Source organism: Micromonospora sp. CNZ280, from assembly GCF_011759515.1.
Map to the genome: position 1 here is coordinate 2,002,297 of NZ_JAAOYP010000001.1, position 13,176 is coordinate 2,015,472.

Sequence of the window (13,176 nt, forward strand, 5' to 3'; positions counted from 1 at the left end):
TAAACAGTGACCGATTCCCCCGAGTCCACACCGAACGAGCCCGAGGTCCCCGAGACCATCGCGGCCGTCGTCGCGCACGACCGGATCGAACCGGTCGGGCTCGAGGTGGAGATGCAGCGCTCCTACCTCGACTACGCGATGAGCGTCATCGTCGGGCGGGCGCTGCCGGACGTCCGGGACGGGCTCAAGCCGGTCCACCGCAAGATCCTCTACGCCATGTTCGACTCCGGCTACCGGCCGGACCGCGGCTACGTGAAGTGCTCCCGGGTCGTCGGCGACGTGATGGGCCAGTTCCACCCGCACGGCGACTCGGCGATCTACGACGCGCTGGTCCGGATGGCGCAGCCCTGGTCGCTGCGCTACCCACTGGTCGACGGCAACGGCAACTTCGGATCGCCCGGTAACGATCCGGCCGCGGCGATGCGCTACACGGAGTGCAAGCTCGACCCGCTGGCCATGGAGATGCTGCGGGACATCGACGAGGACACCGTCGACCTGCAGGACAACTACGACGGCCGGGCCAAGGAGCCCACCATCCTGCCGTCCCGGATCCCGAACCTGCTGGTCAACGGCTCCGAGGGCATCGCGGTCGGCATGGCCACCAAGATCCCGCCGCACAACCTGCGGGAGATCGGCGCGGCCGTGCAGTGGTGCCTGGAGCACCCGGACGCCGACGAGGCCACCACGCTCGAGGCGCTGCTGGAGATCGTCAAGGGGCCGGACTTCCCGACCCACGGCCTGATCGTCGGCCAGGCCGGCATCCAGGACGCGTACCGGACCGGGCGCGGCTCGATCCGGATGCGCGCCGTGGTGGAGGTCGAGGAGGACAAGCGCGGCCGCCCGGCGCTGGTGGTCAGCGAGCTGCCCTACCAGGTCAACCCGGACAACCTGGCCGAGCGGATCGCCGAGCTGATCAAGGAGGGCAAGCTCGGCGGCATCGCCGACATCAGGGACGAGTCCTCCGGGCGTACCGGCATGCGGATCGTGCTCGTGCTGAAGCGCGACGCGGTCGCCAAGGTGGTGCTGAACAACCTCTACAAGCACACCCAGCTCCAGGAGACCTTCGGCGCCAACATGCTGGCGCTGGTCGACGGGGTGCCGCGCACGCTCAACCTGGCCCAGTTCATCCGCTACTACGTCGAGCACCAGGTCGAGGTCATCCGCCGGCGGACGGCCTTCCGGCTGCGCAAGGCGGAGGAGCGGGCGCACATCCTGCGCGGTCTGGCCAAGGCGCTGGACGCCCTCGACGAGGTGATCGCCCTGATCCGGCGCTCGCCCACGGTCGAGGACGCCCGGCAGGGCCTGATCCGGCTGCTGGAGATCGACGAGATCCAGGCGACCGCGATCCTGGACATGCAGCTGCGCCGGCTCGCCGCGCTGGAGCGGCAGCGGATCCTCGACGACCTGGCCAAGCTGGAGGTGGAGATCGCCGACCTCAAGGACATCCTCGCCAAGCCGGAGCGGCAGCGGAAGATCGTCTCGGAGGAGCTCGGCGAGATCGTCGCCAAGTGGGGTGACGACCGGCGCACGAAGATCGTGCCGTTCGAGGGCGAGGTCTCGATGGAGGACCTCATCGCCCGCGAGGACGTGGTCGTCACGATCACCCGGACGGGCTACGCCAAGCGGACGAAGGTCGACCTCTACCGCTCGCAGCGGCGCGGTGGCAAGGGCGTCAGCGGCGCGACGCTGCGCCAGGACGACATCGTCAGCCACTTCTTCGTCTGCTCGACGCACGACTGGATCCTGTTCTTCACCAACAAGGGCCGGGTCTACCGGGCGAAGGCCTACGAACTCCCGGAAGCCACTAGGGTGGCCAAGGGCCAGCACGTGGCCAACCTGCTCGCCTTCCAACCGGACGAGCAGATCGCACAGATCATCGAGATCCCGAACTACCAGGTGGCCCCCTACCTGGTACTGGCCACGAAGAACGGCCTGGTGAAGAAGACGCGGCTCGAGGAGTTCGACTCCAACCGGTCCGGCGGCATCATCGCGATCAACCTGCGCGATGAGGACGAGCTGGTCGGTGCTGCCCTGGTCGGGCCCGAGGACGACCTGCTCCTGGTCTCCAAGAACGCGCAGGCGATCCGGTTCAACGCCACCGACGAGGCGCTGCGGCCGATGGGTCGGGCGACGTCGGGCGTGATCGGCATGCGCTTCGCCGAGGACGACGTCCTGCTGGCCATGGAGGTGGTCCGGCCGGGGATGGACGTCCTGGTGGCCACGAACGGCGGATACGCGAAACGTACCCCGATCGAGGAATACCCCGTGCAGGGCCGGGGAGGTAAGGGCGTGCTGACTGCGAAGATCACGGAACGACGCGGTGGTCTGGTCGGCGCGGTGGTGATCGACCCGGACGACGAACTGTTCGCCATCACCAGCAACGGTGGTGTCATCCGGACTCCGGTGAAGCCTGTACGCCGTACGCGTGACCGGAACACAATGGGGGTCAAGTTGATGGACCTCCCGGACGGCGTGACTATCGTGGCGATTGCTCGCAATGCCGACGAGCCTGACGAACAGGACTAGTTGAATGACGGAGACACAGGCGAAGTCGGGGAACACGGGGACCTCGGCCAACCCGGTCGACGAGGAGGCCGCGAAGAGCGGCACACCAGCGACCGGCCGCGCGGCCGTGGGCCGGGCCACGGTCCCCGCCGACGCGCCTGCCCCGAAATTCACCCGGGCTCCCGGGATGGCGCCGCCGCCGGACAAGCCGAGCGACGACGAGGCACCGGCCGACAAGACCGAACCGGTAGCGCCGGCGGAGAAGCCGAGTTCCGGCGGCACCACCCCCACCACCGCTACCGCGACCGCCCCGGCGGCCGCGGCCGGTAACCGGCCGTTGACCACCCAGCCGATCGGCGTACGGGCGGGCCAGTCGGCCACCGGCTCCGCCGGCGCCGGCGGGACCACCGGCACCCAGCCACGGGTCACCCCGGGCACCCGACCGCAGCCGGACGGCAGCCGTCCGGGCGCCAGTGGCCGGCCCAACGGCGGCGGGCTGCCGCCGGGCATCAGCAGCGCGGCGGCCGTCGGCGCCGCGCGGGTGGGTGACGCGGTACGCGCCGCGCGTACGTCGGTCAGCTCGGCGGCGTCGCGCGGACCGCGCCGGGCCCGGCTGAACCTCAAGCGGATCGACCCCTGGTCCGTGATGAAGTTCGCCTTCGCCGTGTCCGTGGTGCTCTTCATCGTGGTGGTGGTGGCCACCTCGGTGCTCTACCTGGCGCTGGACGCGATGGGCGTCTTCCAGAGCGTCAACGACAGCCTGACCGACCTGGTCAGCGCGGGCGGTGGGCAGAGCACCGACGGCTTCCAGATCACCGCCAAGGGCGTGATCCTCAGCTCGGCGCTGATCGGCCTGGTCAACGTCGTGCTGTTCACCGCGCTCGCCACGCTCGGGGCGTTCGTCTACAACGTCTGCGCCGACCTGGTCGGCGGGATCGAACTGACCCTCGCCGAGCGGGACTGAACGGCCACCGGGACGCCGGGGCACCGCGAAAGCGGTCGCCCCGGCGTCCCGCATTCCGGTACGTTCGACAGGGCGACGGGGGCGCCCCGCCGGCCGGGGCCCCGATTTGGGGCCGGGTGGGCCGATGGGTTAACCTTGGCCGTCGCTACGCGGGGCTATAGCTCAGTCGGTTAGAGCGCAGAGCTGATAACTCTGAGGTCGCTGGTTCGATTCCAGCTAGCCCCACCGCACACCGTCCGACGACAGTCGAGCGCGAGGGGTAGCCCCATGTTCAAGAAGCTGCTGATTCTGGCCGGCGTCGTCGGTGTGGCCGCCGTCGTGGCCAAGAAGGTCAAGGCTTCCAACGACGAGCGCGCTCTCTGGCACGAGGCGACCACCGCCCCCGACCTGCGCTGATCCCGCTCGTTTCAGCCAGCACCAGCACCAGGCGGCGTCGCCCGCTTCCGGGGCCCTAGCTCAACTGGCAGAGCACTGCCTTTGCAAGGCAGGGGTTAGGGGTTCGAGTCCCCTGGGCTCCACCACAACATCGGCCTGCTCACGGCCTCTCTTCCTCCTCCGTCGGCTCCCTGCCGGATTGAGGATCATCTTTGGCCGTGAGCGGACCGTCAGCACCACCGCCGAAGACCCTGCGCACCGACTCATGGAAATCCGCCGGGGTGTGCGCGTAGCGGTTGAGCGTCGTGACGCCTGCTCGTGGCCCATCACCGCTTGGACGATGTTGACCGGGACCCCGCCGGACATGGGCCGCACGCGCCGCCGCCTGGGCGCGCGCCGGCCGCTGCCGCTGCCGCTCTGCGACCGTCACTCCTGACGCCCGGCGGCGGGTCGACGGCGACGGGATGGCGAGGTTCCGCTGGCTGGGTCAATGCCTCACCAACACGCATGCGACACGGGGCGGGTCGAGCATCCACCCGGCCCCCGAGGTATCGATGGGGTCGCCAGATCTTGTCGGCGGCTGCGGGGTGGCGGCTGCGTCGATCGTTTGGGCAAGGGCCGTCAGAGTGGGTCGAGGCGGCGCTTGAGCAGGCAGAACTCGTTGCCTTCTGGATCGGCGAGGACGTGCCAGGACGCATCGGCAGGCTGACCGATGTCGACGAGTTTGGCCCCGGCGGCCAGGAGGCGCTCGAGCTCGGCGTCCTGATCGCGGTCGGTGGGGTTGACGTCGATGTGCAGCCGGGCATGCCCGTTCTTCGGCTCGTCGTTGCGGATGAGGAAGATCGTCGGCTGCGGGCCGCCGAACCCTTCGCGCGGGCCTATCTCGATGTAGACCCCCTCTTCGCGATCGAGCACCATGAAGTCAAGGACCTCGCACCAGAACCGCGCCAGCACCTCGGGGTCGCGGCACTTGAGCACGAGCTCACTGATACGGCATGCCATTGACGAAACCTACTCTCAGCATTGGAACTGCCGGGGCGGCCGCACGCGGATATCATGGGCTTCCTGCAGTGCGAACAAGCTCACAATCGTACCGGGCGAGGCGAGCGGGGCCGGACGAGGGTGCCCGTCGGGCTGAGCCCTGACGGTCGTCAGTCAGCAGGAAGTCAGCGAGACGCGCGACAACAGCCGTCAACCGTTGGTACAGGACAGCAGAGTCCCGGACGACAACACCAGTCGTCGGCATTGATCAGCAAGCATCAACTGTGTGGAGCCGCCTATGCGAGGCAGGGGTTAGGGGTTCGAGCCCCCTGGGCTCCACCAGCACTTTCGTCAGTTGATCCCGGTTCCGAGTACAGCCGGGCGGTTACGCCGTCCCCTCCTCGCCCAGCACTCGATCGATGGCCGAAGCAGCCTGACGAGCCTGCGGATCTCAGCGTTTGTTGGTGTGTGGGTTGGGATGCCAGCCGAGTTCGACTGATCGACGGCAGATGTCCGTGCATCGCCGCAGCTGGTGAACAACGCGGTGACCAGAGGCGCGCCGTGGTCGAGTGCTTGGCATGGCAGGGGACCGGTTGTCACCAGGGGCTTCAGGCTCCTGAGAGATCCCTCGTCCCATGGAAGGAGCGGTCATGGCCGTGGAACTGGTCAACCCCGACGGGCTGCCGAAGCCCGAGGTGTACCGGCAACTGTCGATCGCCACCGGGTCCAGGCTCGTGTTCCTGGCCGGACAGGTTGCCCGCGACGCCGCTGGGAACCCGGTCGGTGAGGGGGATCTTGCCGCGCAGGTCGAGCAGGCGTATCTGAACGTCGCTACCGCCATGGCTGGGATTGGTGGCTCGTTTGACGACGTGGCGAAGTTGACCATCTACGTCGTGGACTGGTCGCCGTACAAGATGCCGTTACTGGGCGAAGGGGTGTCCAGGGCGGCAGCGACGTTGGGGATCGACCCGGTCAAGCCGATCACCCTGATCGGCGTTGCCGCGCTGGGTGAGCCGGATCTGCTGGTCGAAGTGGAGGCCACCGCCGTCATCGAGTGACGCCCGCCTGACTGACGCTGCACGCTGGGCAGTTACCCGGTTTGGACCTGCCTGGTGATCTAGCGTGAGTGGGGAAGGTCGGTCCGGCGTCCCGGCCCGGTGGCGTAAGCAGGACACCGTGCTGCGTGACCGGTGCACCGGGCGTGACGATCGGCGGGTACGAGTTGGGTGCCGCCGCAGCGATGAGTCTGCCGGCGCTCGCAGGTCTACCTCCCGACCGAGACAACCAACTCACGGGAGCAAGGCATGGGTCTCATCCACATCGAGCTGTTCGCGACCCTCGACCTCGTCGGGCAGGCGCCCGGCGGCCCCGACGAGGACCCGGTGGGGTTCCCGTTCGGCGGCTGGCAGGCGCCCCTGCTGGACGAGGCCTCCGGGGCGCAGGTCGGTGCCGCGTACGAGGGCACAGACGCCCTGCTGCTCGGCCGGCGGACGTACGACATCTTCGCCGCCTACTGGCCGTACCAGGAGGGCGGCGAGGACAACGAGATCGCCACGCTCTTCAACAGCGTTCCGAAGTACGTGGCCTCCCGCGGCAGGCCCGACCTCTCGTGGGCCGGGTCCACTCAGCTCGGCCCGGACCTGGCCGGCGCGGTGCGTGAGATCCGTGACCGGCACGAGCACGTGAAGGTCGTCGGGAGCTTGAACCTGGTGCAGACCCTGCTGCGCGAGAAGCTCTTCGACCGGCTCGACCTCTGGGTGCACCCGATCGTGCTCGGCGTCGGCAAGAAGGTGTTCGACGGCGGCGCGGTGCCCACGAACGTCACACTCCTCGAACCGCCGGTGGCCGGTCCGAAGGGCACCGTGTACCTGCGCTACGGGCTCGCCGAAGGTATCCCCGGGACGGGGGACATGAGCGCACCGGATCGCGGTGCCGGGCGTGGCGACTGACGGCGGCTCGGCCGGCCGCCCGCGCCGCTGCTAGGCGAACTCGGGGAAGATGCGGGCCACCAGGGAGGGGTCCCGCATGCCGCGCTGGAAGCCTTCCCACGCCATCGGGTCCTTGCCCTCGTCGGGGCAGTTCAGGACGTTCCGGGTGGCGGACCGGACCAGTCCGCCGTACGTCCGGTCGCGGGCGAACTCCGCGTCGTCCGGCGAGAGCCCGAACCCGGTGGCGATCAGCCGGTCGATCTGGTCGACCGGCGTTGGACCGTACCACGATCGCCGCCGATGGGTGGGGCCTGATCGCGGCGGGCGACGACGGTCCGTGCATGGCCGGCACCGGCCGGGGTAGGAGAAACGGCAACAACCCCCGGAAAGTGAGGTGTCATGCCAATGCCGACCGCAGCGACATCATGACCAACGACGTGACCTGTGTCCGTGAGCAGGACGACCTCCGGACCGCAGCCAAGCAGATGGCGCAACTGGGCGTCGGATCGCTGCCGATCTGCGGTCAGGACGACCGGCTCAAGGGCATGCTGACCGACCGCGACATCGTGGTGAAGGGGCTCGCCGAGGGTCGCGACCCGGGCAGCGTCACCGCGGGCGAGCTGGCCCAGGGCGAGGCGGTGACCGTCGGCGCGGACGACGACGCGGCCGACATCCTGCGCACCATGGGTCAGCACCAGGTGCGCCGGCTGCCGGTGATCGACGGGCACGAGCTCGTCGGCATCGTGGCCGTCGCCGACGTGGCCCGCTCGCTGCCGGAGCGTCCGGTGGGCGACCTCATCGAGGCGATCTCCGAGCGCAACTGACCGGTCCGACCCGCCGGACGCCGCCTCCGGCCCAGCGGCCGGCAGGCGGCGTCCGGCGTACGGGCGGGAAGCAGCCGGCGGGCGGTCAACTGCCGGCCGGCGGCGAGATCCGTTCGGCGGGTGGGGTGATCGGGGTGAGCGGCACCGTCTCGCCGCGCGCGATGGTGCGTACCCGCTGCACGAAGCCGCGCCGGCGGGCCTCCATCACGAAGTGGCCCAGCGGCGAGCGGAAGACCGGGTAGTCGTCGTAGTGGATCGGCACGGTCAACTTCGGCCGGATCAGGTCGACCAGGTCGGCGCCCTGTCGCGCGTCCATGGTGAGCAGGATGCCGGCGACCTTGGTGCCGCCGAGGTGGATCAGCATGGCGTCGATGTCCGGGTACCGCTCGGGGATGCCGGCGAGCAGCGGCTTGTTCAGCGTGTCGCCGGTGACGTAGAGGCGGAACTGCCGGGAGCCGTCGCGTTCCAGGTCGATCATCGTGCCCATCACGTCCGGCATCAGCCGGTCCACCACGCCCGGCCCGTGCTGGCCGGGCATCGAGGTGAGCCGCAGGGTCGCACCGTCGCGACGCAGCTCGCGGGAACGCCAGGTGGGCAGCCCTTCGGCGGCCCGGAAACCCCAGCGGCGCAGCTTCCGTTCGGCCGCCGGGGTGGTGACGATCGATAGTTCCCGGTCCAGCTCGCGCCGGGCCACCCGGTCGAAGTGGTCGCCGTGCAGGTGGGACAGGACCACCGCGTCCAGCGACGGCAGTTGGGCGATCCGCAGCGCCGGGTCGGCACGCCGCTTCGACCACAACCCCTTGCCCAGGTACGCCCGCTGCCCCCGGTGCAGGAAGTTCGGGTCGGTCAGCAGGGTGAACCCGCCGATCCGCAGCACAGTGGTGGCGGTACCGACGAACGTGACCTCCGGCTGTCCTTCCATGTCCACCTCCCAGGTGGGTGACCAGGCGGGCGGTGCGCGAGCCGAGCACGGAGAGCAGCACCTCCATCCCGCAGCGGTACCCCCGATGACCAGCGCCATGCGCGGTGACCGCCGATCCTCGTCAGCCCGGCTCCGCCGAGCGGTCGTCGTCGACCGGTGGGTCGGCGGCGGAGGCGTCGGGTGAGCCGTCGGACCCGGCCGGGTGCGTCTGCGGCAGCCGGGCCACCAGTCGGGTGAGCGCGCCGTTGGCGACGGTGGCGCCGAGCGCCGACCCGGTGGCGATGGTCCAGCCCACCGGCCCGAGCGGGGTGCAGCCGAAGAACTGGCTGACGCCGGGCGTCTGCACCACCGCCACCAGCACGCCGAGCGATGCGGCGGTGGAGGCGAGCACCGCCGGGCTGGTGCCGCCGGCCAGCACCGTCTGCCCGAGCTGGGTGCCGACCAGCGACACCAGCGCGATCGTCCCGGCCCGCCGACGCCGGCCGGTGTACCGGGCCAGCGTCCAACCGGTGGTGGCGCCCAGCGTGGTGGCCGCGGCGCGCAACCCGATCTCGCGGGTGAGCGTCTCACCGAGCGACCTGTCCGGCCCCTCCCGGAGCAGCCCGTCGGCGTGGTCCGCGCCGGGTGGGCGGATCGCGATGGCCAGCGCCGGCGCCAGGTCGGTGAGCAGGTTGACCAGGAGCAACTGCCGGCCGGTGAGCGCGGAGCGGCCGGTGGTGGCGGCGCTCAGCACGCTGAACGCGATCTCGCCGAGGTTCCCGCCGACCAGGATGCTCAGCGCGTGGCGTACCGACGACCACATCGCCCGCCCTTCCACCAGGGTCGCGATGATGGTCTCCAGCCGGTCGTCGGTGACCACCAGGTCGGCGGCGGCCCGGGCGGCCGGGGTGCCCCGCTGGCCGAGCGCGATGCCGACGTCGGCGAGCCGGATCGCCGGCGCGTCGTTGGCGCCGTCGCCGGTCATCGCGACGGTACGCCCGCACCTCTGCAACGCCTGGATGATCCGGACCTTGTGCGCCGGGGTGCAGCGGGCCACCACGTCGGTGCGGGCCAGCCGCTCGGCCAGCGCGTCGTCGTCGAGCTGGTCGAGTTCGGCAGCGGTGACCACCTGCTGTTCGTCGCCGTCGCTGATGGTGGCGGCGATCGCCTCGGCGGTGGCCGGATGGTCGCCGGTGATCATGATGGTGTGCACGCCGGCCTGGCGGATCCGCCGCACGGCCGGCGCGGCGCTCTCCCGCACCCCGTCGGCGAGCGCCAGGAAGCCGACGAACACCAGGTCGCGTACGTCGTCGTCGCCGATCTCCGGGTCGTCCACGGCGCACTCCGCGACGGCGAGGATCCGGTGCCCCGCACCGGCCCGCTCGGCGAGCAGCCGGTGCAGGTCGTCCCGGCCGCCGTCGTCCAGCGGCTCGTCGCGGCCGTCCACCCGCCGGTACGCGCACCGCGGCAGCACCGTCTCCGGCGCGCCCTTCACGCTGAGCAGCCGCCGGTGCCCGTCCTCGCCCACCGTGGCGTGGTAGCCCCGGGACGGCTCGAAGGGCAGCCCGCCGGTGGCCCGCCACCGGGGCACGCCGGTCTGTTCGGTCACGTCGGCGGACTCGGCGCCGCGGTGCACCGCCCGGTCGGTCTGCAACGCCAGGTCGTCCGGGTCGTCGGCGGCCGGGGTGGCTCGCAGCGCGGCGGCCAGGGCCGGCCGGAGCCGGTCGTCGAGCCGGTCGACCGGCGCGTACCGGTGACCGTCGCCGACCCCGGCGAGTAGCAGCTGTCCCTCGGTGAGGGTGCCGGTCTTGTCGAAGCAGAGCACGTCGACCCGGCCGAGCGCCTCGATGGTGCGCGGGTTGCGGACCAGCGCCCCGTGCTCCGCCAGCCGCCGGGCGGCGGCCAGCTGGGCGGCGCTGACCAGGAACGGCAGCCCTTCGGGCACGGACGCGACGGCCAGGTTCGCGGCGGTGGCGGCCGTCGCGGCCAGCGGCACGCCGCGCAGCAGCCCGGCGCCGGCCACCGCGACCGCCGAGCCGGCGGCCAGCGGCACGGCAGCCCGGGTCAGCCGGCCCAGCCGGGCCTCCACCCCGCTGGCCGGGGGCGCCTGCCGGGCCAGTGCCAGACTGCGTCCGGCCTCGGTGTCGGCGCCGGTGGCCACCACCACGGCGGTGCCGTACCCGGCGGCGATGGTGGTGCCCTCGTAGAGCATGGACCGGCGGTCGGCGACCGCGGCGGCGACCACCGGTTGGTCCGTCTTGCCCACCGGGAGGGATTCGCCGGTCAGCGACGACTCGTCGGTTTCCAGGCCGACCGACTCCAGCACCCGGCAGTCGGCCGGCACGGAATCCCCCGGCTCCAGGGTGATCACGTCACCGGGCACCAGGTCGTCGGCGGGCAGCATCCGCTCCTGGCCGTCCCGGCGGACCCGGGCGGTCACCGCCGAGCGGGAGAGCAACTCGGCCAGCGACCGTTCGGTGTTGCGCTGGTGCACCGCGCCGATCAGCGCCGACCCGCCGACCACGCCGCCGACCAGGGCGGCGTCGACCAGCGAGCCGAACGTCGCGGAGAGCACAGCGCCGGCGGCGAGCACCGGGGTGAGCGGGTTGGCCAGCTCGTCGACGAATGCCCGGAGCAACCCGGACGGCCCGGGCAGGTCGCCCGCGGTGGCCCCCCGACGGCCGTCGGCCTCGTTGCTGCTGAGCCCGTCCGGGCTGCTGTCGAGGCGGTCCAGGACGGTGTCGGTGGGCATCAGGTGCCAGGCGGTGATGGTCGGCACGGGGGCGTCCGTCCGGTCCGGCAGCCGGCGGGCCCGCCAGACGCCGTGCGCGAAGGCGAGCGCGGCGGCGCCGTTCACCGCGCCGAGCGTACGGCCGGGCAGCCGCGCGGGGTCGGCGGTGAACGCGTTCAGCGCACCGAGGCCGGTCCCGGCCAGGCCCAGCTGGATGTTCTGCGCGGTCACCCGGCGGGCCACGCCGGTCGCCTCGACGAGCAGCGCGACGATCCGCAGGTCGGTGCCGACCAGCAGGTGGGCTCCCCAGGGCGGCAGTTCCTCCGGGGCGGACAGGCCCAGCCCACAGTCCGCGGCGCCGAGCGCAGCCCGATCGCCGGAGGCCAGCATCACCACCGCACCGTCCCGCTGCAACGCCCGGACCGAGTCGGCCAGCTCCGCCCCGCCGGGCACGTGCGCGTCGGCGAAGCCGTACCGCTGCTCGTCGTCACCGGCCACGACCAGCCGCAGTCCGGCCTGGCGGGCGACCGCCGGCAGCGTGTCGACGCCGGGCGCCGGCTCGGGTTCGACCCGCAGCACCGCGACCAGGGTGCCGCCGTCGGCGAGGCCGAGCAGGGCGGCCCTGCTGTCGCGCAGCCGCCGGCTCTCGGCGGTGTCCCCGGGGTCGCGGGCGTCGAGCTGGTCCAGCGGGCCGAGCCGCCAGCCGTCGGCGTGCCGCAGTTGGTGCGGGTGGGCCGGGTCGAAGAGCGCGAACGCGCGGGTGGCCACGTGTCCGGTGTCCGCGCCGGGCAGCGGCGCCAGGTCGGCCAGCACTCCCCGGTCCGAGCCGAGCACCGCGGCGTCCAGCACCAGCGTGTCGATCCGGTCCAGTTGCCGCAGCACGCTGCGGTCCATCGCGATCACGCCGCGCCGGGCCAGGATCCGGCCGAGCTGCGCGGCGTACCCCTCGCGGCCACTGCCGGGGGCCTTGGGTAGCGCGGAGAGCCCCAGCGAGGAGGCCCGTTTCCGGCCGACGATCGGGATCGCGGCCGCCGCGGCGGCGGCACCGGCGGTCAGTGACCGGTTGATGTACCGCTCGACCGGCCCGTCGGGCTTCGGAGTGACCCGCGTGGTGGCCGGTGACCGGGCGACCGCCCGCTCCGGGTCGCCGGTCAACCGCGGTTCGGCCTTCCCCCAGGCGGCGAGCTGGGCGCGCGCCTCACCCCACTGCACCACCCGCTGCGCGCCGTCCAGCACGATGCCGGCCCAACCGCCGGTGAGGCCCTGCACGACCGCCTCGGCGAGCGGGAAGAACAGGTCGGCGCGGGGATCGGCGCGCAGCCCCCGGTCGGCGAGGGCGTGCAGTCTGGGATGCAGGTCGACGGCGCCGAGCAGCCCGGCCACCTCGCCCGGGACCGGGGTGAACGGCAGGATCCGGGTGGCCGCCGAGATGGTCAGGCCGAGCGCGTCCGAGGCGAGCGCGCCCAGCGTGCGGGGCGTGCGGGGCCCCTCCTCGGGCGGGTGTGGCGGCGGGATCTCCGGATCCGGCTCGTGCGGGCAGGCGCGTTCGGTGCGGGCCACCATGGCGATCAGGTCCCGCAGCTTCGGCGGCGGCGTGCCGACGGCCACCACCACCCGGCCGGACGGGGCGTTCACCCGGGCCCACTCGACCCCGGGCAGCCGCTCCAGCGCCGCCTCCACCTGGCGGGCCAGCAGGTCGCCGCCGTCCTGGCAGACGCCGTGCACCTCGATGTGGTGCCGGCCCGGGCGGGACCACACCCGGCGGCTGGTCAATCCGGCCAGGCGGGCCAACCGGGTCGCGGCCGATCCGACGGTCCGGGTCGCTTCGCCGACCACCGGCGGCAGGGCGACCGGCGGCAGGGCGACCGGCGGCCGGAGGCGACCGGCGACGCGGCCCAGCGAGGTCATCGAGGCGTACGACCGGACAGGCGCCGGTCAGGCCCTCCGATGCCGCCCTGCCTGCCGTA

The 13,176-nt window shown here is 72.2% G+C and carries 9 protein-coding genes and 2 tRNA genes; 8 read left to right on the forward strand and 3 right to left on the reverse strand.

Going from position 1 to position 13,176, the window contains the following annotated elements; genetic code table 11:
- The first annotated feature begins 6 nt into the window (after positions 1–6).
- From gyrA to FHX32_RS09535, 5 genes are all read left to right on the forward strand, one after another.
- Positions 7–2,526, forward strand: coding sequence for a DNA gyrase subunit A (gene gyrA, locus FHX32_RS09520; protein ID WP_167180371.1), 2,520 nt, complete (start codon positions 7–9; stop codon positions 2,524–2,526).
- 4 nt (positions 2,527–2,530) lie between these two features.
- Positions 2,531–3,469 (forward strand): DUF3566 domain-containing protein, encoded by a 939-nt coding sequence (locus FHX32_RS09525; protein ID WP_167180372.1) that lies wholly within the window; start codon positions 2,531–2,533, stop codon positions 3,467–3,469.
- A 151-nt stretch (positions 3,470–3,620) separates the two neighbouring features.
- Positions 3,621–3,694 (forward strand) — tRNA-Ile (locus tag FHX32_RS09530).
- A 42-nt stretch (positions 3,695–3,736) separates the two neighbouring features.
- Entirely contained in the window at positions 3,737–3,865 is a 129-nt protein-coding gene (locus tag FHX32_RS34950; protein WP_231928447.1) for a DLW-39 family protein, read from the forward strand.
- 49 nt (positions 3,866–3,914) lie between these two features.
- Positions 3,915–3,990 (forward strand) — tRNA-Ala (locus FHX32_RS09535).
- 475 nt (positions 3,991–4,465) lie between these two features.
- On the opposite strand, the gene FHX32_RS09540 is transcribed toward FHX32_RS09535, so the two are convergent.
- Positions 4,466–4,846 (reverse strand): VOC family protein, encoded by a 381-nt coding sequence (locus FHX32_RS09540; RefSeq protein ID WP_167180373.1) that lies wholly within the window; start codon positions 4,844–4,846, stop codon positions 4,466–4,468.
- A gap of 629 nt (positions 4,847–5,475) precedes the next feature.
- Between FHX32_RS09540 and FHX32_RS09545 the strand changes: the two genes are divergently transcribed.
- The 3 genes from FHX32_RS09545 to FHX32_RS09555 all read left to right on the forward strand — a co-directional run bounded on the left by FHX32_RS09545 (position 5,476) and on the right by FHX32_RS09555 (position 7,577).
- Complete coding sequence (locus FHX32_RS09545) at positions 5,476–5,883, forward strand: RidA family protein (protein ID WP_167180374.1); 408 nt, start codon at positions 5,476–5,478, stop codon at positions 5,881–5,883.
- A 246-nt stretch (positions 5,884–6,129) separates the two neighbouring features.
- Entirely contained in the window at positions 6,130–6,774 is a 645-nt protein-coding gene (locus FHX32_RS09550) for a dihydrofolate reductase family protein (RefSeq protein WP_167180375.1), read from the forward strand.
- 320 nt (positions 6,775–7,094) lie between these two features.
- Positions 7,095–7,577 carry a CBS domain-containing protein gene (locus FHX32_RS09555; protein WP_167180376.1) on the forward strand — a complete coding sequence of 161 codons (483 nt, stop codon included), beginning with the start codon at positions 7,095–7,097 and terminating at the stop codon, positions 7,575–7,577.
- A gap of 85 nt (positions 7,578–7,662) precedes the next feature.
- Here FHX32_RS09555 and FHX32_RS09560 read toward each other — a convergent pair whose 3' ends face one another.
- Both FHX32_RS09560 and FHX32_RS09565 read right to left on the reverse strand, forming a co-directional pair.
- Positions 7,663–8,499 (reverse strand): MBL fold metallo-hydrolase, encoded by an 837-nt coding sequence (locus FHX32_RS09560; RefSeq protein ID WP_167180377.1) that lies wholly within the window; start codon positions 8,497–8,499, stop codon positions 7,663–7,665.
- A 121-nt stretch (positions 8,500–8,620) separates the two neighbouring features.
- Positions 8,621–13,117 carry a cation-translocating P-type ATPase gene (locus tag FHX32_RS09565; RefSeq protein ID WP_167180378.1) on the reverse strand — a complete coding sequence of 1,499 codons (4,497 nt, stop codon included), beginning with the start codon at positions 13,115–13,117 and terminating at the stop codon, positions 8,621–8,623.
- Positions 13,118–13,176: the final 59 nt, after the last annotated feature.